Below are 24,905 nucleotides of genomic sequence, written 5' to 3' on the forward strand. Positions count from 1 at the left end.
AAAATATATTAGTAATCCAGCAGATTATGGTGGATAAAGACACCTATATCGCAGTGCTAGCTGGGTTAGGTGGTTTTTCAGATGGCTTTGCACTATTACTAGGTGGTGCCGCATTATTATCATTAAGCCAGTACTTCAAGTTAACTCCAGGAATTGAGGGATTAATAATATCAATACCATTCATAGGTTCAGTTATTGGTTCATTAATCTTCGGTAGGTTATCAGACGTATTAGGTAGGAAAGCAATATTTCTGAATGTCTTAGTGTTCTTCGCCTTAGGTTCATTTATAAGTGCAGTGGCCTATACTACATTACTCGTAATCATTGGTAGATTATTAGTGGGTATTGGAATAGGGGGTGATATACCATCTGGCGCCAGCCTAGTGGCTGAGTTATCTAATGAAAGTAGTAGAGGTAGGTTGATTTCCATACAGAGTATACTGTGGGGGCTTGGTGGTGCCATAGCGGCATTGATAGCATTACCATTACTTAACTTAACGGGTATTGAGTCATGGAGGATAATGCTTGGGTTAGGTGCAATACCACCCCTCATAGTATTAGCCTTAAGGAGGGGTATAAATGAGAGCTGGGTATGGGAAATTAAGAGGAGAAGCAGCAATATTAGACTAAGTAATCGTAATAAATACGCATTAGTCTTAGCCTTCACTGCAGCATCATTGTTCACTTGGACATTCACCTTAGCTATATTCGCTAATTACACACCCACCATATTAGTTAATACAATGAGTCTTAATAAGGCTATGGCGTTGCTTATAAGTGGGCTTCAGTGGATTGGCTTTGTAATTGGTGGGTTAATTGTATTTAAGTACTGTGATAGGCTTGGTAGAAGGATACTTATAATACCTGCAACAGTGGGTGAGGCAATATTGCTTTATTTATCAGTAATAATGGTTAAGGATCCACTAGCATTATCACTAGCTTTAATAACACTGTGGGTACTAGGGGGCATTGGCTACATTGTAAACAGTATATATTCAGCGGAATTATTTCCTACACTACTTAGAGGGACATCAAGTGGCATCAGCTTCTCTGCAGGGAGGTTAGGTGGGTATATAAGTACACTTATATTGCCAATACTGCTTTTGAATGCTGGATTAAGTAAAATACTCCTAATTCTCGCAGTTATGATGACTCCATTAACTGTAGTATGTATGTTTACTGCACCACGTGGTGAGAACAGGAGTTTAGAGGAATTAGAGAAGGATTATTTTAAATAACCTTAATCCCCTGGTTAACAATCCAAGAAAAATACCGTATTATTAATTAAGATACTTGAATCACATGATCCATAAAGGGTGAAGTGAATACCTTGGAGTATAAATAATCAAGTTGAGGCGCATTTTTCATTTAACATACTTAAGCATACTTCCCTGCTCCTTAAGCTTACTAATTATAGCCTTAACCCTATTTAGGAGTAGGTTCAAGTCCCTTTCATCATACTTCCTACACTCCTTCTCATAAACCTCATCATCCGGATGCCTCTCATTACTTAATGCCTCCTCAATAGTGTTCTTGGCAATTATCTCATAAACCCTAGCCTCAACCTTACCCTCAGTCTGCCTAACCACACGCCCAATCCTCTGTATCATTTGCCTAGGTGAACCCGTTCCTGAAACCACTATGGCTACATCAGCGTCAGGTACATCAATACCCTCATCAAGCACCGTTGTGGTGACTAGTACCTTAACGTTACCTACCCTGAATCTCTCAAATATTTCATCCCTATTACTGGTCTTGGAGGTTATTAAAGCTACCTTAACCCCAAGCTCCTTCTTCAACTCCTCATAAATCTCCTCAGCCTGCTCAATATACTGCGTAAACACTATGACTTTGCTCCCCAATGAGTACTCCAGTTTAGTTAATTGAATGGCCACAGGCACCTTAGCCTTAGCCTGGGCTGCAGTGTTCCTAAGCATTATGGCGTTATCCTCCCCAATGGACTTATATTCCTTAACCTCATCTTCACTTAACTTAATGTAAATCCTGAAGTGCCTTATTGGAACCACTAGGCCTGCATGAACCATGTCTAGGTAGGTTGCCTTATGAACCACGCCACCGCTGGTTAAGTATATTAATTCCTCATTACCATCCTTCCTAGTTGGCGTTGCCGATAAGGCTAACCTATATGGTGCAGTTAACTTAAAGGCCACGTTCTTAAAGGTCTCAGCTGGAACATGATGGCAATTATGCACCACTACTCCATTAGCTACGAAACTATGATCCTCCTCCACTTCGAGATCATACACAAATTCCGCACCTCCCTCATAACTAGTGTATAGGAGTGATGGTAATTGCGGTAAAGCGTAATGCTTAACACTATGCTTAGCCTCCTCTTCAATCATTACGTCAATGTATTTCTCATTACTGGGATAAGCCTTCCTATCCACTGGTGTATCGTTAAGTAGCCGTTGCTCAGTAATTAAACCGTTAAAACCGCCAGCAATATTATTAATCCTTACCTCATATATCTTACCCCTTCCCCACCCCAAAGGGTAAGGTTTACCATTCGCCACATCACTTTGAGTATTCTCATTAATTTTAAATGGTAAACTGAATGGGGGTGGAACTTGGTTATGCACTTGTGGGCTTAATGCCTCATTATGCTGTGGGCTTCTGATGGAGGTTCCCCCATATTGCTTAGTTTCAATTACTTCCACATTAAGCACTTGTACAGGAGTAAAGAGTGTATTGCAATTATTGCATGGTGGTTCTTTAAGGCTTGAATCACTTAAAGCCCCCTCCTTTACATTCTGCACCTGTGCGTTATAGAAGTATAGTACATCCCCCCTCTTTAGGGTTATTGCGGGTTTCCACCCATTCTTCGTAAGGACTAAGTGATCTTCAGTTAATGTTAATTCCCCCCTCTCGTGAGTAACCTTCACTAGCCTTTTTATGAGGGGTATTTTGAAGTATTTAGTTACACGCATGAAGCGCCCTTTATGCGTAAGCACCTTAATGGGTAGTTTCTTCTCCACAATTTCCCCTATGGGCATTAATCCCTTATCAGTAACAACTAGCGCATCATAGGGTAAGCATTCGTCGAAAACCGCTAAGTCGAATCTATCCCTAATGTCACTTATGTACTTAACCGCTGAATTATATATGGCCACTGTTACATCCTTAATTTCATTAAAACCACCACCAAGCCTACCTGCCTCTATGCCTAGCATCCTCCTAATCCTATCATGCCACTGATTCATTAATTCCTCCGTGACAACTAGGATTATTGTAGGTACTTTAACCGCTGCAATGGCTTTTAATGCAATAAATGTCTTGCCGCCGCCTGTTGGAATAACCACAGTCCCCTTATAGCCATTTTTAATCCACGCCTCCAATGCGTTTCTTTGGAAATCCAGTAGATTAACATCATCCTTAGGTACTGTAATGGATCTAGGCTTCCACTCAGCCTCCCTAACAACGTAACCCAGCCTCCTCAGTAATGATGCTATGGTTTGTTTTTCAAATATAGGAAACCTAATGACCCACTTGTCACCATCCCTGTATACGTCATCCTTACCTATAACTGGTATCTCGTATCTGTTCAAGTTACCCTTCTTATCAACAGTGTTGTAGGGTACCCTAATCTCCCTTAGGCTCTTAAGTAAGCCCTTAGCCAGGAAGTTTAAGGTTACCTTTCCATTATCCATGATGGCAAGCCTCCATTCAATCCTCCTACCGTAGGCTTCCCTTAGGGATTGATCATTAAGGAGTATTCTCATAGCCTCCTCAACAGTACCATTATCCTTAACCCCAAGTTTCTCCATAGCCTTACCCACAAGCTTAGTAACGTATTCATTGAAGGTCTCAGCCTCAATGTACTCGCTCTCCACCATGAGCTTAACAACGCAGGGTACGTTAACCCTATTACCCATTGCACATTGCTTAAACTCCTCTGGAACCTTAGGAACCTTAACGGAAGCCTTCAGTAGCGGTTTAACGATTAATTCATACTCACTGGCGCTTAACCTAAGTAGTTCCCTAAGCTTCTCAAGGTCATTAATTCTACTTAATTTACCCACCCAGGTCGTATTAGCGGCATCCCACTTAAACCCCATTTTCTTCAACTCATCCTTAACCTTAACTACAGTTCCCCAGTTCCACTGCCTCTTAATTAATACATCATTAACATTAACCTTAAACTCCACCACTGAGTAACCATTCCTAGGGCGTAAGTTATAAACCTATGGTTACTGATTATTCATATGCCTTCCTTAACTCATCCCAGGGAATCTTCCTACCACACTTGGGGCAGTACTCCCAGTCCTCGCTCAATAATGCGCCACAGTATGGGCACCTATACTCCCTCGGCTTCTCAGGTTCAGGTTCAGGGCGCTTAACCTCCTCAACCTTCACTTGGGCTTCAAGGTACTTACTCACGTACTTCTCCCAAATACCCCTAGGATCCCTGGCGTATATTCTGAGTCTACGGTATGGTAAATTACTCATGGGCTTCTTAAGAACAATCTCCACGAACCTCCTCTTCTCATCAACCATTACACTATCAGCATCTAAGGGCGCCTTAAGTACATAAAGGTCATCAAATATTACTGCATCCTTATAGAAGGCAACGCTCTTAGTAGGTATGTAAGGCATGTTCTGCATCATTGAGGTATTTTGGCTCAAGTAGGGTAAGCCAGTGTACTTGGCTACGACGTAGAAGACGGCGAACCATATTCCAAACATTATTAGGTAGGTTATGAAGTACCTTAGGAACACTGCAGTTGATTGAGCCATTGTTGTATTACCTAGTAATGCTGATATGACTTCAGCTATCTTGTTAAATAAGGTTGAGTAAACTAATAGTACCGCAACCAGTAGCACTATCATTATGCCCAGGTTAAGGAACATCTTCTTGCTTAAGGCCGAGTACTCCTTAGGTAACTCGTAATCCCTCTCCATGGCCTTCCTAATATCATCACCAGTTAACCTACTGAGGGCCTGCCTCCTCCTATACTGATCTCCCTCCCTCCTATTCCTTGAATATGACTTGTAGCCAGCGTAGGCTGATATGCCGAATATTAGTATGAAGTAGGCTATGAATAGGCCTATTGGCATCCAGTAATTCTTAATCACCTGCCCCCATGCGAAGAATGCTGCAAATGCAACTGGGGTAACTACCCAAAGTACATACATCATTGTCTTAGACGCCATTGTGTAAGACATAGCCAACTACCATGTGTGTTATCTCGTTTTAAACTTTTCCACAAAATTAACCTAATTATTTAAGCCACCTTTACTAAGCCTAACCACAACCCTGCGAAGTGCCTTAGCCTCCTCAGGAAAGTCACTTAGGCTAACGCCACCATTCTTAACAGCCTCCTCAACCCATGGGCAATCCTTAGAAACCACCACTTCACCGGTCCTTGGGTTAAACAATAATGGGTACATTTTACAGGCAAGGGGCTTAACAGCATGTATTGTGCATAATTTACTCCCCCTATCATAGAATGGGCAGTAACCCAATATGACCCACCTATACATTGTAACACCATTAACCTTAACCTCCCTGAAGGTTAACTCAACCCCCCTCTCCTTAGCCAGCCTCCTAAGCCTCTTAACCTCATCACTAAACACTAAGGGCCCCTGCTCCTCACGCTCAAAGTAGCAGCAGCTGTCGCAATGAAGGCACGTGAACTTACCCACGCCAATACTCATGCAGTTTACCTTAATAAAGTAATTCACGTTAAGAAATCTAGTATTCCCTTAAAAATAACGAGAAGAGTTTAAAATAGGCTTCGATTTCACTTAAAGCAGGTGGTGAAGAATTTGCCAACCATTAGTAAGGATAGGTATATAGGTGCCGTGGACCTACCAATAATGATATTCAACACCGCCACTAAGATGACTGAGCGGTTTAGGTTAATGAAGGCTGGGGTCGCTAGAGGATATGTATGTGGTTTAACACCTTATGATGAGGCGCACGTGGGTCATGCAAGGGTAGCGGTATTCTTTGACCTACTTAGAAGGTACCTAGAGTACTTGGGTATTAATGTTAGGTTAGTCACTAATTTCACGGACATTGATGATAAGATAATTGAGGCTGCCAGAAAGGAGTTTGGGGATGATTTAATCAACCGCTGGTATGAGGTACCTTCAATGTACATTAAAAAGTACCTAGACTACATGGATGCACTCTACGTTAAGAGGGCGTACGCCTACCCTAAGGTTACTGAGAATGTGCAGGATATGGTTAAGTGGATTGATGAATTAGTGAGGAGGGGTAATGCTTATGTTGCTGATGGTTCAGTGTACTTTGATGTAACTAAGGTACCTAACTACGGTGAATTCTCAGGGCAGAAGATTAATGAACTAATGGCTGGGGCTAGGGTTGAACCTGAGCCAGGTAAGAGGAATCCACTGGACTTCGCCCTCTGGAAGGCTTGGAAACCCAATGAACCCTGGTGGGATAGCCCATGGGGGCCTGGTAGGCCTGGATGGCACCTGGAGTGCGTTGTCATGTCCTCTAAGTACCTTGGAGTACCCTTTGACTTCCACGGTGGTGGGCAGGACTTGGTGTTTCCCCACCATGAGAATGAGGTCGCCATAGCCAAGGTCTATTATGGGCTTAGGCTATTTGCAAGGTACTGGATACACGTTGGGCTAGTTAACATTGGTGGTGAGAAGATGAGTAAATCCCTTGGCAACATAATACCAATAGGTGATGTCCTCAGTAAGTATGATGCGGAGGCAGTTAGATTATACTTCCTAAACACCCACTATAGGAAGCCCATTGACTTCAGCTTCAGCGGCATTGAAGCTATGGAAAACACCCTGAGGGGCATTTACGCAAGTTTCGATTACTTGATTCAATTAATGAATGAAGCCCCAGAGAAGGGGCCTAATGATGAGTCGGTGACTAACGATGCATTTAAATTCATGGCTAATTTCGAGGATGCACTTAACAACGACTTCAATACACCTGCAGCCATATCAGAGTTAATTAATTTAAGTAATTACATTAATTCAAGTATAGTTTACCAGCCTGAGAAGGTTTCCAAGTACTCTATCTCACAATTATTAAACATCCTATCATATATGGGTCAGGTACTGGGGGTGCTTAATAGGACTAGGGTTAATCCAGTCCTCGTTGATTTAATAAATACGTTAATTAAGGTTAGGCAGAGTTTAAGGGAGAGGAAGCTTTATGATGCCGCTGATTTAATTAGGGAGGAGTTGGGTAAGTTGGGTATTGTTTTAGGCGACTACGGTGGTAGGACTTACTGGTTCATTGATAGGGGTAAACTTAACCTACCTTAACCCTGGGTCTTCTCAAAAATCAGTAAGTCATCTGAGAATTTCACCACGCCCCTCCTTTGTAATTCCCAAAGAACATCAACAATCAGTGGCCTTAACCTAGCTTCATCCTCATCAGTAAGCCTACTCCCCTTACTTAAATTAGCTATAATACTGTTAACGAAGTCAATTGTCCTAACCTTATCCCCAGGCTTAAGCCTACTTAACTCCTCATTAATAACCCTACTGAGGGCCTCGAATTCATCACTAGGCACTAGCCTACTGCAGCTCCTCAATTTAATAATCTAACTCAGGGACATATTTTTAAACGCAAATTAACCGCAATGGCAATGCATTACTACGCCGAGGTTCACCCCAGGGTTAGCGGGAACTTAGCCTTCATAAGGGGATTAGGGGTGTATGATGGATTCAATATACCTGATTCACCCCTTGGTGAACCAGCACCATTACCATTAGTGGCAGCCTGCCTCATTAGGAGGGTTCATGATGATAAGAGGATTATGGTTAATCAAAGGCTACTGGATATTAATGAACTCCACTTGATCTCAATAGCTCAAGGTGCCTTAATGATTAATGCTGACTTAGTGTTAACCAGGGGGGATAGGCCTAGGATTGGTAAGGAGGTGGGTTACTTGACTTCAGAGGATGCCCTTAGGTTACTTAAGGGGAGGGTTAAGGGTGTTAGGGTTGGGTTAATGTTAAGTATGAGGTATGGTAAGGAACTTATTGATGACAGGATGAGGAGTGGGGCTGATTTTTACCTAGTCCTTAGGTTAAGTAACCCAGTTGAATTAAGGGGATTAGACGCCAGTAGGCTAATACCGTACGTGCTTGTTGAGACTGAGAGGAATAGTAAGGTGATTAATAGGATTAATCAACCGCACTTCAAATTAAGCGAATTAGGGGAATTGCTCAGTGGCCTTAGGGAGATTGGTGTTGAGGGTGTATTACTATCAGCACCGGGGGATCATGAGGCTTTAATTAATTTAACAAGGTACTTCACCTAACACTATCTAATAGGCATATTCCTATTTCTCCAAGTGGCTACATTTTCAAGAACAATCATAGTCTCCGACTTAACCACATCTGGGTGTGTGGGTAGGTATCTTATTAGGAAGTTTGAGAGTTGTTTAAGGTCCTTAGCCCAAACCTTAAGCACCAGATCATATTGCCCAGTAACAACCTGAGCCTCCTCAACCCAAGGTAAGTCCTTCTCATTATCTGAATCATATATTATCCTCTCAGCTAAGGCGACTTGACTGGGCTTAGCTGCCCCAGGAATCCTCCTGACCGTTAGGAGGACGTATGCCTGTATTGTGTAACCCATTTGAGCTGGATCAATGACGGTCTTATAACCCAGTATTATTTTGCTTGACTCCAATCGGGCTAGCCTACTCATTATTGTTGTCCTAGGCTTATTAAGTAACTCGGCTAGCCTGGATACTGTTATTCTCCCATTCCTCTGTAGGGATTCCAGGATTTTAATATCCAATTCATCCATCATTAGCTAGCTTAAGATCCGGAGATTAATTAACATTATGTTTCACAGAGATAAGCCTCATCATTCCGTTCCCTCAACCTTAGTCGAACCACGTATGAATTGAACGGGATTCTTGACACCACAGCCTAGGTTAGTTGGACATAACCCTAGACTATTCAACTCTTGGCAGGAGGGTGGTGTATAGAACTTCCTACCACCCCTGAGGCCAGCCAGGTGCTCCACCTGGTATCTGGCTATCTTCTCATTATAATCAGCAGCATGCTTAAATGGTTCTAAAACCTCCTCGACACACTCCTCCCTCCCCTTACCCTCAGCCACGCACCTGTGGAGCAGGTATGTGGCTAGGGCAAACCTAGCCATGTGGCTTGGGTTACCACCAGCCTTAAGTTCATTAATTATGGCCATTATGCATGGTGGATCACCCTTAGGTAAAACCCTCCTGGTAACCCTATACTTAACCTGAGGTGAAGCCTCCTCAATAGCCTTAAGCCTATCACTAACGCTACTTATAAGTGGCTTAAAGAGGTCCAGATTACTGTTTAGCTTACTTATCATTGTAATGGCCTTATTCTCCACGGTTTCCTCAATAATCCTGTAGGCGTCATGCTGCGTTAAAAGGACGTAACCGTGAATAATTGGTCTAGTGCCCAGGATCCAATTTGGGTCATTCCTAGGGCTATTCCTTAAGTAATCCCAAATGGAGACCGCGTATAGGAATGGCTTAGGCATTAATACTTGACCCTGCTGGTTAAGCAGCTTAGTGACTAATGATGATAATTCACCAATGCCTATAATCCTTAATTCAAGTTCCCTAGCAATCTCCTTAAGGCATTCTAGGTTAGGCTTACTTAAGTAACTTGACTTAACTGCACTTGAAAATATTTTACTCTCTGAATCAGCAATCCTCCTCCAAATCCTCTTATCCATTGAGGCTGTTAAGGCGTATGCAATGTACCTAGACACAGCAGCTTCCCTCACCTTGAAGCTTAACTTAGCGTGTTCACCATCCTTAATCAACGCCTCAAGCATGCTTAATGCATCATCAATAATTGGCTCAAATTCCCTGCTCGTTAACTCACTAACCCTAACACCCGCCTCCTCAATAATGCTCCTCCCACTCCTGGTGAATGGGTACTTGCTAGTCAGTTCACTGATGCTGCATGATTCAGTACGCATTAATTATGTGGCTCTAAGCCACCTTTAATAACCAGTGGATAGTTAACTTAAAGTATTATGAGTAAGTGTTTGCTTAAGGGGTAATGCACCGTGAAGTTGCTTAATGTAATTAACTGAAGTGCTTAGCCATCTCCTCATTCCCAGGCATCTTAAGTATTGCATCTATAACTTGATTCACTTGATCATTGGACTTCGTCCTTGGGTCAACTATAAGCCAGTTAAATAATGTATCCCTACCACCCCCTAGAAACGCCTCAATGCTCCACTCACCCCTAATCACCCTAGGCATTATAGCGTATTTAAGCACCTTACCCCATGCCTTGGGTAGGTTACTGAAGCTTAACCTATGAACACCCTTAGCATCCACCCTAGCCGGCATTTCAACAGCCACATCACCTGGTATCCCAGGTATTGAATCCTGGTTAGGTACATTAACCTCAATTACCTTACCACTATCCTCAACAATAGCCTCAATAACCATTGTAACCGGCTCACCCTCACTTCTAACCGGCGGTATATAGTCTGTTAATGGCTTGGCCTCATTCTCAAGCGCCCTCTTAAGCTCATTGAATTCAATCTTATGCCACGTCAAGTACATTGCCCACCCAATCTCAGAGTCAGGCCCACCTAATGGCCCATACCAGTATTGCTTAGTCTTAAGGTCCCAGTGGTACTTCCATGTACCACTCCTAACAGTGTCCCCTATTGGCCATAATCCATACATCCTATACATGTCAACGGCAACTGGTGAGACATGGACATCAAATGGATTACTCTGCTCCTCCCTCCACTTCTCGAAGTATTGATTAGACTTATTGCTAATCCACTCATCAATTAAATGGTAGGCGTCATCACCATTATACTTAAGCTTAGTTAACCAATCATCATGATTAACGCCAATAACCTCAACCTCAGCCTTACCCTCCTCAAGGCCGAGAACCCTAAGTAAATCCTTATAGGCGTAGTAGCCGTCACATAACCCAATTACCTTAGCCTTAGTCTCCCTACTAATCAATGTAGTTAACTCAAAAACTGGATTAGATACGTTAAGTAGCCATGCGTTCGGTGCATAATCCACCACATCATTAGCTATATCTAAGGCTAGTTTAAACTGGTAGTAACCCCATATTGTGTGGTAATCAGACACCATGTTCCACTCAACACTATTAATACCCCTATAATACCCATACTTCTCTGAAATCTCCCTCATCCTCTCATAGTGCCCATGCCCCTTAGCTAAGGTTGAATTAACCACGAAGTCAGCATCCCTAATGGCCTCCCTCCTATCAGTGGTGGTAACTATATTTAAGTTACCCTTAACCTCAGAGACATACCTCTTAGCAAACCTACTAACCAAAGCCAACCTATCCTCATCAATATCCATTAAAACCACGGTACTACCGCTTAAGCTTGGTATTAGGGCCAAGTCCTTAACGAGGCCAATAGCCCAAGCCGCACTACCAGCCCCTATTAAGGCTATTTTAAAGCCATGCTTAGATGCCATAAATGCAGCATACTTAAACATTTTTAAAGTTAATCATATATAGATTAAGAGAATAATTAGAAATATTACATAACTAAGCCATTAAATATATAATAGTTTATAGTTTAAACTAAGGCTATAAGCAACTATTAAATTCACTAAATGATAAGCTCAATTACCATTACCACACTCTAATAAGCCCTGGGAATAATATAATTCATCAACATTACACAAAGTTAGTTCCCCTATAGCCATAAGGCTATCCACCTGCATACTATGTTAGGTATTTAATGAAGTTAATTTAATTAAGTACGGTTTATGAGGGGATGCTTATGGTGATTATTGCACTGGATTCAGGTAAGACTAGGACTAATGCTGCAGCAATTAATGATAATCTTAATGTGCTGTGTAAAGTAAGTGGTAAGGGTGGTGGGTTAATTTACAATGATGAGGTGGTAATAAATGCCCTAATGAATGTTATTACGGAGTGTATGAGGATGATGGGAATTAAAGCTAATGACATTAGCATTATTACTATTAGTTGGGCTGACTTAGATACTGAGTATTATTGGGTTAAGGCAAGTAGGATTATCGATGAATTAGCCGGTAAAATAAACATACCGCGTAGTAGGCTGGTGTTTGATCATGATGCTGTGGCGGCATACTATGCGGTAACCCTTGGGGAACCTGGCGTGGCTGTTATAGCTGGTACTGGTGCCATTGCATTAGGCATGAATGCACGAGGGGAAAGGGCTAGGTCCAGTGGTTGGGGTTGGTTAATTGGGGATGAGGGTAGTGCAGGTTGGATAGCATTAAAGGCATTAAATGCAGCCTCAAGGGCATATGATGGTAGGGGTCCTTGGACAAGCTTAGTTAATAGGCTTAGGGATTACTTTAACGTTAAGGACCTATTAAGTATACTTGACGTAATATATGCTGAACCCCCTGAGATTGATAAGTTGGCTAAGTTAGCTACATTAGTTTCAGAGGAGGCTGAGAGGGGTGATGAGGTTTCAATAAGCATACTTAAGGAGGCTGGGAGAGAATTAGCATTAAATGCAGTAACAGTTGCTAGGAAGTTAGGCATGATTAATGAAAGCATCGTGGTTGGAGGTGTAGGTAGTGTGTTTAATTCAAGGATCGTTAATGAGGAGTTTAAGAATGCGGTAACTAACATGTTAATTAAGGCTAGGATCAAGGAGCCCCTCGTAGGTAATTATTCACTATTAGGGCCCATAATCATGGGTCTACGTAAAATTGGTAAGGAAACAACTAGCATTAATGTGGAGAAGCTATTAAAGGAACTATGATCCTCATTAAGTAGGATTCATAATAATGGGTGTGATTCAATTAGTATCAGTAAATTAGGATATGTTTTTAATAGGAGCACACGTTAAGGTATGTGCTTAAGTTAAGTGAGGTACTTGGTAGGCTTAAGGAATTCCCATGGGTGAACTATCCTTTACTTTATGTAGTGCTCTTTGGTTCATTAGCTAAAAGGGGCATTGGTAATGATGTTGACTTAGCCGTGGAGTTTACAGATGGTTTAAGCCATGATAGTTACCTAAACCTCTACGTTGATTTAATGGATCATTTAAACACTGATAAAATTGATTTAGTGCTTATTAATGATAATGTGGACTGTTACTTAATTCATGAAGTCTTCAATAACTCAATAATAATATACTCACCTAATGCAGATAAGGCCTGGAGTATTATTCACAGGAGGGCTATATTATGCGAGGACTTCCTAATAGATGCCGGGAAGCTAAACCTCACAGAAATATCGGTTAAGGCGGTGGTAAGTAGATGGGAATCCTAGATAGGTTACTTAATGAGATTAAGGATATTAGTGTTAAGCTTGATGAGGCCTATGTCAATGATTGGTTAACACTAATGGGCGCCACACATGCGCTTCAAGTTCAGTCGCAGGCTTTAATTGATATCATTGAGCGATTACTGGCTAATATGGGCATTAGTGTAATGGGTTATAGAGATGCAGCAGTGAAGTTACGGGAGTTGGGATTACTTAATGATGAGGAGTATCGATTCTTACTAACAGTAATAGGGTTTAGAAACATTGTGATTCATGAATACACTAGTGTTGATTTTAACTTAGTTAGAGGAATACTAAGTAGGAGGGAATATAGGAGGTTACTGGAGCTAGCCTTAAAACTTAGGGAGAGGGCTAAGAATTATTGGGATCCTTAATTAATGGGCATTTAAAAGTTCTTAACAACCCTAGTTAAGTTCCTTGGCTTCTCAAGATCAATACCCATCCTTAAGGCATATTGATTAGCTAATAAGTATATTGGTAATATTAATGCTAAGGCATCCCACTCCCCAGCTCCAGTTCTACATGGGACATGAATAACGTTCCTTAAGCCCCTTAAGTCATCATCATTAGTAATCATGATTACCCTAGTCCCAGTACCTTTACTCCTCTCCATTAATTCACTAAACAGCTTAACGGCAGCATTACTCATTTCCCCTAATTGATTAAGCATTACTATAGCCTGCCTCTCACCAACAGTGGCCACTGGCCCATGCCTAAACTCAAGCGTGTTTAATGCCTGAACAGCGGAATATGAGGTTTCCTCAAACTTTAATGCTGCTTCAAGGGCGATGGGATATGATGAACCATGGCCCAGGAATATGAACCTCTTAACGCCATTATCAACCCAATCACTGGTGATTTCCCTTAATTCACTATTCAAATCATAATCCTTAACTACATTATCCATGCAATTTGATAACTCCCTAATAATGCCCATAAAGTCTTGATTAATGCCTGCAATGGACTTTAGGAGAATTGCATCAGCAGCCGAGAGTGTTATGAAGCTCTTAGTCATGAACACGCTCCTCTCCTGACCAATATTAACGAAGACGTAATAATCAATATACCCCACATTACGCCCACCCTCACTAATACTCACCATCATTGCCCTAGCCCCATTACCCTTAGCAATCCTCAAGGCCTCAAGGGTTTCAGCAGTTTCCCCTGAGCGGGATGATGCAATCACTAGGCTTGATGAATCAGCAATCTTTGAGTAGTTGTATATGAATTCTGATGATGGGACAGCGTAAATGCATTTACTTAACCCACCACTTAAGGCATGGGATGCGGCATACATTGAGGCATAGTACGATGAACCAGCACCAACTAGGAAAATCCTACTCACACTACTGTGCAGTGAACCAAGCCTCCTAATATCATTAATCATTAATGAGAGGGAATTAAGTGACTCTGATGCCTCTAAAATATCCTGAAGCATACTTGACATGAATTAAATGCATTAGGGCAACTTAATAAGTATTAGTGTAAATATATTATGGCTAAGGCTATATAGCCATTACACTATCTTGTGGTCCTCATAATACTTCAATAGCCAATAGTTTAGAGGTGTACCATAATCACCAGTTACAATATAGGAACTTGGTTCAGGGTTCATGTTGGTGGATAACGGCCGCTTAATTCCATTAGTTTAGCCATGACTTTCGATGTTAATTCGTAGGTTGCTGAAATATTTGAGTTAAGCACCTGTAGTTGATTAATTATGAAGTCAAGTTTACCTGCTAAGTCCCTATGCATATTATCAATCCTACTACCTAAAGTCTTAACATCATCCCTAAGAGCCTTAATATCATCTCTTACCGCCTTAATATCCCCCCTCAGTAACTTAATATTATCAGACATGGAGTAGAGGAGTATTAATTCAATATCCTCCCTGGAAACTTGCTTGCTGGCTATTAGGCTGGGCAGCTGGGACACGAGGTAATCAACACCCTTACTGGTGAGCAGTGAAATTAATTCACTTAAATCCATAATTGATTAAACGTCTACATGCTTATAAACTTTATTTTAACACATAGGGGAGTGCCTATGAAAAATACTTTTACTAAACTCTTTTCGCATAATATTCCATAATAGTAGGCGTCTACCACCTAGAGTGCAGCGTTAAGAATAAACATTGATTAGAATCATAATATTGTAAATTATTAATATATAACTTACATATTGCATATAAGAATTATCAATATGCATATACAGGAAGTCTTAAAAGTATCTACATTTAATAGTAGTTATGGTTAGGTTGGCTGTTAATGGTGGTGAGGCTGTGGCTAAGGATCTTGGGAGGCTTATTCCCAAGTGGCCTATTTTTGATGAGGATGATGTTGAGGCTGTTGTTGAGGCTGTTAGGGGTGGGCGTTGGTGTAGGCTTTACCCCGGCTCCTATGCTGAGCGTTTTGAGGTTGAGTTCGCTAGGTATCATGATGCTAAGTATGGTATTGCCGTGGCCAATGGTACAGTATCCCTTGAATTAATATTGAAGACCCTTGGTATTGGCCTTAACCTCGGTGATGAGGTTATTGTACCAGCCTACACATTCATAGCCACAGCCTCAGCGGTAACTGAGGTTGGTGCAATACCAGTATTCGCGGACGTTGACCCAAGTACCGGTAATATTGATCCTAAGGATGCTGAGGCTAAGATCACTGATAGGACTAGGGCCATTATAGCAGTACACTTCGGCGGTTACCCAGCTGACATGGATGCATTAACCAGTATTGCTAGGAGGCATGGATTATACTTAATTGAGGATGCGGCCCATGCCCATGGTTCAGAGTGGAGGGGGCGTAAGGTTGGTGCTATTGGTGATATGGGTTCATTCAGCTTCCAGGAGAGTAAATCATTAACAGCCGGTGAGGGTGGTATGGTTTTAACTAATAGTGATGAGTTGGCTGAGAGGGCTAGGCTAATACACAATATTGGTAGGGTTATTGGGAAGCCAGGCTACATTCACTATATTTTAAGCTCAAATTATAGGCTTAGCGAGATTCAAGCAGCCCTACTACTCTCAAGGCTTAGGAAGCTACCCAATGAGGTTAGGGTTAAGCATGAGAATGGTAAGCTACTGGCAGACATGATTAGGAGGATTGGGGTTGTTGAACCAACTAGGAGTGATGATAGGGTTACAGTGAGGGGGTACTACTACTTCGTAATGCTCTACAAGCCCGAGGAGCTTGATAACATACCTAAGGATGTATTCATTGAGGCGCTTAGGGCTGAGGGTGTTCCAGTGGGTGAATCCTACGGCCCACCACTATATAGGCAGCCAGCCTTCAGTAGGGGGAATTTAATTAAGGCAGTCCCAAGGCATATACTTGAGAGGATGCCGAATTACGAGGAACTCAACCTACCGGGCGCTGAGGAATTCGCTAGGAGGGAGTTAGTACTACCACACCAAATCCTACTAGCACCAAGGGAGGCATTGGAACTTGTGGCCGCTGCAATAGAGAAGATTAAGGAGCATGCAGACGAATTAAAACCACTCGTAAGTAAATTTAAGGTAAGCGACATAACACACCGTAGGTGAAGCATCTTGCATGTTGAAGATAAGTTAATGGAGTACATTAAGGGTATTAGGGTTAATGAGAAATTAGTTAACCTCCTTAAATCAGCCAGTAATATTATTGCCTTCTCTCCTCATCCAGATGATGTAGAGGTTATCGCTGCCGGTTACTTAGCGATGATGGTCAGTAAGGGTGCATTGGTTAAGGTTATTGTGGTTAGTGATGGTAGAATGGGTATAGGTTCCATGGAGTATGCGGTTGATGAAGTAATTACGATTAGGAGGCGTGAGGAGCTTGAAGCTATGAGAATGCTTGGTGTTAATGATGTTGAATTCCTGAATTACATTGATTCCGAGATTCCTGAACCAAGGATCCTTAGGAGGGATTTCATTAGGATAACCAGGGGTTTTAAACCAGATGTAGTCGTAACAGTGGATCCAACTTTACCTTATGAGGCTCATCCAGACCACGTGAACACCGGCCTAGCTGTAATGCAAGCTGTTTTATTCCACGGTATTCCAAGGATTTTAAGCGAGTATAAGGTTGAGTCCCAACCACCAGTACTGGCTCTCGGCGCCACTGCTAGGCCTAATGCCTTAATCTGCATTGATGATTACGCTGATAGAAAAATGAATGCATTAAGGGCGCATAAATCACAATTCAATGAGGAGTTGCTTAAGGTAATTGAGCTAATTCACATGAAGCTAGGTAATGTAGTTGGATGTAAATACGCCGAGGCCTTTAAGGTTTTAACACCCGATGAATTACACATGAATCCACTGGCTGAATATTCGGATGATTCCTAGAACGTAATTTTTAAACACCTACCCTTCACTTACCCTCATGGATCTTGGCTTAAGGGGGAAGGTTGCTATTGTTACCGCCTCCAGTAGGGGTATTGGTAAGGGTATTGCTAGGGTTATGCTTCAGGAGGGGGCTAGGGTTATGTTATTTGCTAGGAGCGTGGATGAGCTTAAGAGTACTGCCCTTGAACTTAGTAAGGAGACTGGGGGTGATGTGGCTTATGTTCAAGGTGACTTAACCAATAGGGGTGATGTGATGAGGCTCATTGAGGAGACTAAGAAGGCAATGGGTCCTGTGGATGTTTTAATTTACAACACTGGCCCACCTAAGCCTGGCTTGTTCAGTGAATTATCACTTGATGATTGGGATTACGCAGTTAAACTCCTCTTGCTTTCAGCTGTTTGGTTAACTAAGGGTGTTGTTGATGATATGGTTAAGAGGGGTTGGGGTAGGTTAATCTACGTTACATCATTAACCCTCAGGCAACCTATAAGTAACCTTGTGCTCTCAAATACAGTGAGATTATCCTTAGCAGGCCTAGTTAAGTCATTGGCCAATGAATATGGGCCCAAGGGGATTACTGCTAATGGCATTATGCAGGGCTACGTGATGACTGATAGAGTTAGGAGGTTAGCTGAGGATGAGGCTAAGAGGAGTGGTGTACCTATTGAGGATGTTTTAAGGAATATGGCTAAGGATATACCAGTGGGTAGGTATGGTAATCCTGAGGAGATTGGTTACCTAGCAGCTTTCTTGGCCAGTGATAAGGCATCCTACATAAATGGCTCAATGATACTCATAGATGGAGGTTTTGTTAAGTGCGTCCCTTAACCTTAATTAAACTAAGCAGTATCCTGGCGCCAATCCTTAACATTGGGTTCATTGAGGCAAGCATGGCCTCCTTAATAACCCATTTAACCGTTTCCTTAGGCATAATGGTAATTAGCTTAGCTAATGCATACTCATCCTCAAGAATTGGGTCAGCTAATGCCCTAAGCCTCTTAACACTGCTGAGGAATGAACCAAGCACCCTCCTCATCTCGGCGCTATAGCTTAGGTCCTCCTTAAGCACTCTAGCTAATATTAATCCACTAACCATTGCGGTGTTAATACCTGCCCCATTGGTTGATACAACAGTACCTGCGGCATCACCAAGCAGGTATGCTCCCTTATAATCAATTCTGGCTCCAAGTTCACTCACTGGGATCGTTTTAAGGAGAACTGACCTTTGGATTGGTTTAAGATTCATCACCTTCAAGAACTCGTAATGTAGGTTAACTGGGTTAATGCCTCTAACCCAAACATCATAACCCCTAACCCCCAATCCCACGTTACTTGAGCCATCACCCCTTGGGAAAATCCAGGCGTAACCTCCAGGTGCTAGAATTGGATCCATTACCACGATAGCCTCATCATAACCTCCACCCCACCCTATAGCTCTTTGACTAGTGGCCACTGCGGTATCCATTGGGTTAAAGGGTGGGTTACCGGTTAATTCCCCAACTATTGATGAGTAGCCATCAGCACCAGCCAATAGGCTTGCCTCAACGTAGCGTTCACCATTATCATCCATTACCCTGCACTTGAAGCCACCTCCATGCCTAATGCATCCTGTTACCGTTGATGAGAAGTTAACCCTAACACCCCTATTGATTGCATTATCAATAATGTTACTTATCATTAACCCCTTATTAACTATGTATGCTGGAAAGTTAACGCTACCTAAATCCACCATAATTCCCTTAACCCTAATTAATATTCTAAGTGCCTTAATGTGGTTAACAATAACGCTCCTTTTAATTGACTTATAGAGCGTATACTCGATCATGTTCATTAATTCACTGGGTAAGTAATCCACCAATAGCTCAGCCTTCGGCATCATTTCACCGCATATCACTGGACCATAGTTAACCTTCTTCTTATCAAGTAATGTAACGTCACTTAAGTTAGTTTCACTTGCTAGGAATGAACCAGCTGGTCCACCCCCCACTATTAGGAGTTCAGTGCTAATTGGAATCACCCCTTCTCAAGCATCCTCCACTTAACTCAATCATTAATTCTTTAAACACTGTGATCTTACTTTGCGGTATTAATGAATCATCCATTAATTTACGTAATGCTGCATCAACATTAAAGTTACTGTATATTAATGCACCGCCAATAACCCATAACACTGCATCAAGGTTAACTTGGGGTATTCCAGAAAGCCTAGCAACTCTCCCCCAAGCCTCCTGTACTAGGCTTTGCTTAGCCATAAGTACCTTAGCATCAGCCTTAATTAAGCCACTGCAATTCGTTAGGGTTGCTATCCTATAATCCACCGGTATAGGTAAGTCCTCAGGGGGCCTCACATTAACTCCACATGCCCTGTATGCGTAGTAAAGCATCTTAACGGCAAAGACTATAGTCTTACTGTTAATGGGTGAATGCAATCCATCGGCTAAGAGCCTCCATGCATCATTTAAGTTAACTAAGTTCATTAACCTCCCATGGAGATTAGCCTTACAGAACTTATCAATCCTATTAATCTTAGCCTCCCTACCTCTTGCTAGGTAAGGGCTCTTCATTACGTATACCTTAAAACCTCCACATACATCATTGGGTTTATTACGGCTGAAGTATTCACTAAAGTATTCCCAATGCCTCTCCCCCCTACCAGTTAACATATAGCTCACTATAGAGTTCATTGCAACTAATACGGCCACAAGTCCTGGATCATTCAATGCAGTGCATAGTTTCTTAACAACAATGAATTGCGGATCCCCCTCCTCGAAGGCTAATACATCACTTAGGCTTAACCCCCTCAATACATTACTTAGCTTAATTACCTTCCCCTCACTTACCTCCACGCCTAATCTTGATTAGGTTGTTTTTAAAAGCCCTCCAGAGTGCGTAAATTAGGGCTAATTGCCCAACATCAATGAAGAGTAGTGGTTTACCTATTGTATAGAGGATGTAGGTTAGGGGGAGCATAATAATCCTGGCGCCAATTGAATATAAGTAAATGTACTCTGATGCAGCGAATATCACTGCAAGTAGTATTGATAATGTATCCGCGGTCTTAAGGGGCTTGATGGCGTATATTATGATTACTGCTATCCAAAGGAGGAACATTATTGCTGAGAATCTCCAGGCGTAGATATAGAGTGGAGTGTAGGTTATCCAGTATATTGAATTATCCTTGTAGGCTACATATATTAGGTTACCGTTTGGGGCTATTAACCTAGGCTCCACTGAGAATAATAATTCAACTGGGGTTGCTGTTGATACAGCTATCGTCATTATAACTAGGATTAATGCTATTATTAATGAGTACCTTAACTCCCCCCTCATGGTGGGGTCACCGCAATCCGCCAGAGGCCTGAGGATAGGCTTATTACTAGAGTGAATATGAAGAGTACCCATAAGGCAGCGCTAATAACGTATATGACCCTACTAGCCCAATCCTCCTTGAATCCAGGTATGCTTAGGAGTATGTAGTATAGGAATTGGCCACCGTCAAGAGGCCATGCAGGCATTGTATTGAGTAGTATTATAACCACGTTTATTGTCCATAACCAGTAGATGAATTGGTAAAATAACCTATCATCAATGGTAATACCAATGAAGGGTAAGCTTGGATCACTTGGGTTACTGGAGGTAACTATTGTGTAGGTGTGTATTATGCCTGAGTGAAGTATTGTTAAGGTAACTTGGCTACCTGGTTTAATTCCCTCAAGTACGTAAAGTAGGGTCATCGATGATATTATTGGCTTCCCATTTACAGCGAGGAGTATGCTATTGGCCGGTATGTTAGCGTAGAAGGCCGGTGAATCCTTAACAACACTTGTTATGAGGATTCCTGATAAGTATGGTTGAAGCGCAGGTATTAGGGCTAGGTACATTAGGCCAATGGCCACTATTGACAGAATCATGTTGGCGAAAACCCCTGCAGATAACATAGCTAACACACCCCTTAATCCAGCCTTCTTCCTAAGGTCAACTTCATCAACCTCAACGAAGCCTCCGTAAAGAATGAAGAGTGATAGAAATACACCACCAGACTTTATCCTACCACCATACCTAAGTGCAACTATGCCGTGGGAAACCTCATGGGCAAGTATACTTATGCCTATTGCAATTAACACTATTATGAAAACGTTAACACTAATCGTAACACCAGGTATTAGTGGTGTAGCTGGTGTGAACCTACTCTCCACTAATTGAGTTGCCGCCTGCTGACTTGATACAGTGTGTAGGCTCGTTAGGACGCTTACAGTTGCGGCCATATTAATGCCCAGTATCCTAATGAATGATGGTACGAAACCCACTAATTCACCTATAACTTGAATAGGCATGGGTAATAGGACTGGTACTGCGTAAACCATGGCTAATACAAAGAAGGCAACAACAATCACAAATATTATTATTGTGGGAATACCCTCTATTAAATCAGCCAAGGGCCTAAGGGCCTTCTCAACACCACTACTCCTAACTATTAACGCAATGTAGTAGTAAACCTTACCCTTATCCCCTAATAGAAGCTTAACTAATCCAATGAAGACGAACCAAGCAACCACAAACCATACCAATGGCGATATGTTCATCACCAATCCCTTATCCTTAGCTTAATATATTTTATTCCCAAGTAAATCATAATTCCTCTCCACTGGTGCATGCATTATTTCAACTAGTTGTACTGATGCGCCTCCCTCATCCTTATTTCCCTTACTTCATCAGGCCCCACCTTCATTAGGTGTTTAGAATTGGCCCATACTTCACATGCGCTTATAATGTCTCGTGCCTTGCCTACAATTGAAAGCCACCATAAATATGAGAAGCACTTAATAAAACACCTTAGCTGCTATTAATGCTTAATCACGGTTTAAGCATAAAAAGTGAGGCTTAACAACCCCCTTATGGGTTACTGCGTATATTTAACTAGGTCAACCTTCCCTAAATTACTCTATGATACCTTAAGGGATGCGGGCCTTACCCTTGAGGTTTGGGATAATAGGGGTCATGGAATGTGGGATAAGGCTGCGGCGCCACCGAGAGATGTATTGAAGGATGCTGCTTCAAGGTGTGATGCATTAGTTGTAACCATTGGCGATAGGGTTGATGATTACGTGATAAGTAATGCTAAGGTTAAGGTGATAGCCACGTATAGCGTTGGTTACGATCACATAGACCTTGAGGCAGCCACAAGGAGAGGTATCCCTGTCGGCTATACGCCTGAGATATTAGTTGAGGCTGTGGCTGACTTAGCGGTGGGCTTAATGATAACCCTAGCCCGCAGGATAATAGAGGGTGATAGGCTTGTTAGGAGTGGTGAGGCGTATAAGGTATGGGGTGAATTCCTTGGCACTGAGGTTTGGGGGAAGACCATTGGTATACTGGGCCTTGGTAACATAGGTGCTGCGGTGGCTAGGAGGGCTAAGGCATTTAACATGAATATATTATATTGGTCAAGGACTAGGAAGCCTTGGGTTGAGGTTGCCTTGGGTTTAAGGTACGTTAACCTTGATGAATTATTTAGGCAAAGCGACTACCTAATCATAACCGTGGCCTTAAGTAAGGAAACCCACCACTTGATTAATGAAGATAAGTTACGGATAATGAAGAGGGGGGCCTATTTAATTAACATAGCTAGGGGAGCCATTGTTGATACTAATGCCTTAATCAAGGCCCTTAAGGAGGGTTGGTTAGCTGGCGCTGCGTTGGATGTCTATGAGGAGGAGCCATTACCTGTTACACATGAATTAGTGAAGATGAGTAATGTGGTTCTCACACCACACATTGCATCAGCCACTGTTGAAACCAGGAATAAGATGGCTGAGGTAACAGCTCAAAATGTAATAAACGTACTGCTTAAGGGTAGTAAACCAGTTTACCAGGCTAACCCCATTTAATGTTTGCTCATTAAACGCTAATTAAAGTACATGTGGAAAACTTAAAAGTAAGCAACATAACCCTGAATCATGCCTAGAATAAGTGAATTAACGTTAATGGTTTCAATATTAGTGTTAGCCATATATGTAATGAGTGTTCATGTTGTGTTAAGCGTGCAGATGCCTACGGTACCATCATGCCCACTTAACTCAAGCACCATCCTAATGTTGACGACAGAACCCATTTTACCCTCGGCTAACATGATTGTTACTTATGGTCCACCCGGCCCATGGACGATAGTTAGGTACGGCAACCTAGAGTACTTGCTTCAAATTAATATGTGGAATCTAGCAAGTGTGGGTTACGGGAATGAAACCTTAACCTTCAATAATGAGACTGGTGAAATATGCTTCAGCTCCTTCATAAGTAACGTCACGTTAATAAGCCCTAGCGGTGGTGTTTGGGGTTATCCAGGCATTTACCTTGTTGGAATTTTCCCCGGTGGCCAAGTTAACATTCGTAACCCCTCATTACCATTACCATTAACGGTCAGTGACTTAGTTAATGGTTCATACTCAAATAGGTTAATAGCCCTTAACTACTCAATGTGGGTTCCTGATGATGAGCCGATGGACTGGTCCTACGACATATGGTTAACCACAGCACCAGCCCCATCAGCTAGTTTAAATCATGGTGCCGAGTTAATGATTTGGCTATACACTACGACGCCTGTATTCTCATGGGCTGACACTGGGATTAAGGTTAATATCCCTGTTACGGTTAATGGTTCACTTATTAATGAGACATTTGATATTCATGTTGACTGCTACCATGGTTCAGGCAGCACGTACTGGACCTATATAGCCTTTGTTCCCATTAATGGCGGCTTTAAAAATGGCTACGTAAGCATATCACTTAAACCATTCCTACAGTACATGGTTAAGGTTTTCCCTAAAATCTGCCCAAGCCTCTGGTCCTCCCAGAGCCAGGTGGCTAACTTATGGATGGATGTAATAACCTTAGGCAGTGAATATGGGAATAATCAATGGGTTAATTACCCTGGATGGGGAGTAATAGCCTGGAGACTTTATGAGGCATCAATATTAACGCCTGGCCTTACGCAGGTTACCAGCACCACCACTACAACCACTACGGTAACTTCAACAGTAACCACTACTGTTACTTCACCTAGGCTAGTTACTTCAACATCACTGGTAACTGAGACCTCCACCCTAATTGAGACTTCCTCATCAACAGTAACGCTGGTTACTACATTAACTAAATTAACTACAGTAACGTCAACTATAACTATTATTAGGCAAGCCATTAATGAGGCGGTGGTTTGGGTGATTCTAGTAATAGTGATAGTGGTGGCGGTGGCTTTGGTGGCGGTAAGGAGGATATGATTAGGTAGGGTATTATATATAATGCGTTTTTAAA

General features: G+C 42.1%; 24 protein-coding genes. 11 read left to right on the plus strand and 13 right to left on the minus strand.

The window, feature by feature from the left end; all coding sequences use genetic code 11:
• Window positions 1-1,238: MFS transporter (locus BP896_RS00685; RefSeq protein ID WP_291764639.1), on the plus strand; the 1,238-nt coding region annotated here is incomplete at its 5' end.
• Window positions 1,239-1,364: 126 nt separating this feature from the next.
• Here BP896_RS00685 and BP896_RS09860 read toward each other — a convergent pair.
• From BP896_RS09860 to BP896_RS00700, 3 genes are read right to left on the minus strand one after another with little or no spacing between them, the layout of a single operon-like run.
• The gene (locus tag BP896_RS09860) at window positions 1,365-4,169 is read right to left on the minus strand and encodes a helicase-related protein (RefSeq protein WP_291764642.1); all 2,805 of its coding nucleotides are present in this window, start codon (window positions 4,167-4,169) and stop codon (window positions 1,365-1,367) included.
• Window positions 4,170-4,215: 46 nt separating this feature from the next.
• Window positions 4,216-5,184 (minus strand): DUF2208 family protein, encoded by a 969-nt coding sequence (locus BP896_RS00695; RefSeq protein WP_291764643.1) that lies wholly within the window; start codon window positions 5,182-5,184, stop codon window positions 4,216-4,218.
• A gap of 51 nt (window positions 5,185-5,235) precedes the next feature.
• A complete protein-coding gene (locus BP896_RS00700; RefSeq protein WP_291764645.1) occupies window positions 5,236-5,676 on the minus strand; it encodes a YkgJ family cysteine cluster protein in 441 nt (146 codons plus the stop codon).
• Window positions 5,677-5,838: 162 nt separating this feature from the next.
• Here BP896_RS00700 and cysS point away from each other — a divergent pair, with 162 nt between their 5' ends.
• Window positions 5,839-7,278 carry a cysteine--tRNA ligase gene (gene cysS / locus BP896_RS00705; protein WP_414633173.1) on the plus strand — a complete coding sequence of 480 codons (1,440 nt, stop codon included), beginning with the start codon at window positions 5,839-5,841 and terminating at the stop codon, window positions 7,276-7,278.
• Here cysS and BP896_RS00710 read toward each other — a convergent pair.
• Window positions 7,275-7,529, minus strand: a complete 255-nt coding sequence (locus tag BP896_RS00710) for a hypothetical protein (protein WP_291764647.1) — start codon at window positions 7,527-7,529, stop codon at window positions 7,275-7,277. The genes cysS and BP896_RS00710 overlap by 4 nt on opposite strands.
• A 75-nt stretch (window positions 7,530-7,604) precedes the next feature.
• Here BP896_RS00710 and BP896_RS00715 point away from each other — a divergent pair, with 75 nt between their 5' ends.
• On the plus strand, window positions 7,605-8,282 hold the full coding sequence (locus tag BP896_RS00715) for a hypothetical protein (RefSeq protein WP_291764649.1): 678 nt from the start codon (window positions 7,605-7,607) through the stop codon (window positions 8,280-8,282).
• Between the two features lie 2 nt (window positions 8,283-8,284).
• Here the strand turns inward: BP896_RS00715 and BP896_RS00720 are convergent, their stop codons facing one another.
• From BP896_RS00720 to BP896_RS00730, 3 genes are all read right to left on the minus strand, one after another.
• Entirely contained in the window at window positions 8,285-8,779 is a 495-nt protein-coding gene (locus tag BP896_RS00720; RefSeq protein ID WP_291764651.1) for an Lrp/AsnC family transcriptional regulator, read from the minus strand.
• Window positions 8,780-8,836: 57 nt separating this feature from the next.
• Entirely contained in the window at window positions 8,837-9,952 is a 1,116-nt protein-coding gene (locus tag BP896_RS00725) for a DNA primase (protein ID WP_291764653.1), read from the minus strand.
• Between the two features lie 109 nt (window positions 9,953-10,061).
• A complete protein-coding gene (locus BP896_RS00730) occupies window positions 10,062-11,456 on the minus strand; it encodes an alpha-glucosidase/alpha-galactosidase (RefSeq protein ID WP_291764654.1) in 1,395 nt (464 codons plus the stop codon).
• 311 nt (window positions 11,457-11,767) lie between these two features.
• On the opposite strand from BP896_RS00730, the gene BP896_RS00735 reads away from it, so the two are divergent.
• The 3 genes from BP896_RS00735 to BP896_RS00745 all read left to right on the plus strand — a co-directional run bounded on the left by BP896_RS00735 (window position 11,768) and on the right by BP896_RS00745 (window position 13,646).
• Window positions 11,768-12,745: a BadF/BadG/BcrA/BcrD ATPase family protein gene (locus tag BP896_RS00735; protein WP_291764656.1), complete on the plus strand. Its 978-nt coding sequence runs from the start codon at window positions 11,768-11,770 to the stop codon at window positions 12,743-12,745.
• 92 nt (window positions 12,746-12,837) lie between these two features.
• The gene (locus tag BP896_RS00740; protein WP_291764658.1) at window positions 12,838-13,257 is read left to right on the plus strand and encodes a nucleotidyltransferase domain-containing protein; all 420 of its coding nucleotides are present in this window, start codon (window positions 12,838-12,840) and stop codon (window positions 13,255-13,257) included.
• Complete coding sequence (locus BP896_RS00745; RefSeq protein WP_291764660.1) at window positions 13,245-13,646, plus strand: DUF86 domain-containing protein; 402 nt, start codon at window positions 13,245-13,247, stop codon at window positions 13,644-13,646. The genes BP896_RS00740 and BP896_RS00745 overlap by 13 nt, the downstream gene beginning before the upstream one ends.
• Before the next feature lie 11 nt (window positions 13,647-13,657).
• On the opposite strand, the gene BP896_RS00750 is transcribed toward BP896_RS00745, so the two are convergent.
• Both BP896_RS00750 and BP896_RS00755 read right to left on the minus strand, forming a co-directional pair.
• Complete coding sequence (locus tag BP896_RS00750; RefSeq protein ID WP_291764661.1) at window positions 13,658-14,719, minus strand: SIS domain-containing protein; 1,062 nt, start codon at window positions 14,717-14,719, stop codon at window positions 13,658-13,660.
• A gap of 164 nt (window positions 14,720-14,883) precedes the next feature.
• Window positions 14,884-15,261, minus strand: a complete 378-nt coding sequence (locus BP896_RS00755) for a hypothetical protein (protein ID WP_291764663.1) — start codon at window positions 15,259-15,261, stop codon at window positions 14,884-14,886.
• 259 nt (window positions 15,262-15,520) lie between these two features.
• On the opposite strand from BP896_RS00755, the gene BP896_RS00760 reads away from it, so the two are divergent.
• The 3 genes from BP896_RS00760 to BP896_RS00770 are packed head-to-tail and all read left to right on the plus strand — an operon-like array spanning window position 15,521 to window position 18,425.
• Window positions 15,521-16,813 carry a DegT/DnrJ/EryC1/StrS family aminotransferase gene (locus tag BP896_RS00760; RefSeq protein WP_291764665.1) on the plus strand — a complete coding sequence of 431 codons (1,293 nt, stop codon included), beginning with the start codon at window positions 15,521-15,523 and terminating at the stop codon, window positions 16,811-16,813.
• A 6-nt stretch (window positions 16,814-16,819) separates the two neighbouring features.
• Window positions 16,820-17,596 (plus strand): PIG-L deacetylase family protein, encoded by a 777-nt coding sequence (locus tag BP896_RS00765; RefSeq protein WP_291764667.1) that lies wholly within the window; start codon window positions 16,820-16,822, stop codon window positions 17,594-17,596.
• 37 nt (window positions 17,597-17,633) lie between these two features.
• On the plus strand, window positions 17,634-18,425 hold the full coding sequence (locus BP896_RS00770; protein WP_291764669.1) for an SDR family oxidoreductase: 792 nt from the start codon (window positions 17,634-17,636) through the stop codon (window positions 18,423-18,425).
• On the opposite strand, the gene BP896_RS00775 is transcribed toward BP896_RS00770, so the two are convergent.
• The 4 genes from BP896_RS00775 to BP896_RS00790 are packed head-to-tail and all read right to left on the minus strand — an operon-like array spanning window position 18,409 to window position 22,180.
• Complete coding sequence (locus BP896_RS00775) at window positions 18,409-19,614, minus strand: NAD(P)/FAD-dependent oxidoreductase (protein ID WP_291764670.1); 1,206 nt, start codon at window positions 19,612-19,614, stop codon at window positions 18,409-18,411. The genes BP896_RS00770 and BP896_RS00775 overlap by 17 nt on opposite strands.
• Entirely contained in the window at window positions 19,601-20,443 is an 843-nt protein-coding gene (locus BP896_RS00780) for an N-glycosylase/DNA lyase (RefSeq protein ID WP_291764671.1), read from the minus strand. The genes BP896_RS00775 and BP896_RS00780 overlap by 14 nt, the downstream gene beginning before the upstream one ends.
• Entirely contained in the window at window positions 20,430-20,927 is a 498-nt protein-coding gene (locus BP896_RS00785; RefSeq protein ID WP_291764673.1) for a hypothetical protein, read from the minus strand. Before BP896_RS00785 ends, BP896_RS00780 begins: the two co-directional genes overlap by 14 nt.
• Window positions 20,924-22,180 carry a M50 family metallopeptidase gene (locus BP896_RS00790; RefSeq protein WP_291764675.1) on the minus strand — a complete coding sequence of 419 codons (1,257 nt, stop codon included), beginning with the start codon at window positions 22,178-22,180 and terminating at the stop codon, window positions 20,924-20,926. The genes BP896_RS00785 and BP896_RS00790 overlap by 4 nt, the downstream gene beginning before the upstream one ends.
• 312 nt (window positions 22,181-22,492) lie before the next feature.
• Here BP896_RS00790 and BP896_RS00795 point away from each other — a divergent pair, with 312 nt between their 5' ends.
• Both BP896_RS00795 and BP896_RS00800 read left to right on the plus strand, forming a co-directional pair.
• Window positions 22,493-23,485: a 2-hydroxyacid dehydrogenase gene (locus BP896_RS00795; RefSeq protein WP_291764676.1), complete on the plus strand. Its 993-nt coding sequence runs from the start codon at window positions 22,493-22,495 to the stop codon at window positions 23,483-23,485.
• Between the two features lie 69 nt (window positions 23,486-23,554).
• Window positions 23,555-24,871: a hypothetical protein gene (locus BP896_RS00800; RefSeq protein WP_291764678.1), complete on the plus strand. Its 1,317-nt coding sequence runs from the start codon at window positions 23,555-23,557 to the stop codon at window positions 24,869-24,871.
• Window positions 24,872-24,905: the final 34 nt, after the last annotated feature.

This window comes from Caldivirga sp. UBA161, assembly GCF_002506515.1.
In the GTDB taxonomy this organism is placed as follows: domain Archaea; phylum Thermoproteota; class Thermoprotei; order Thermoproteales; family Thermocladiaceae; genus Caldivirga.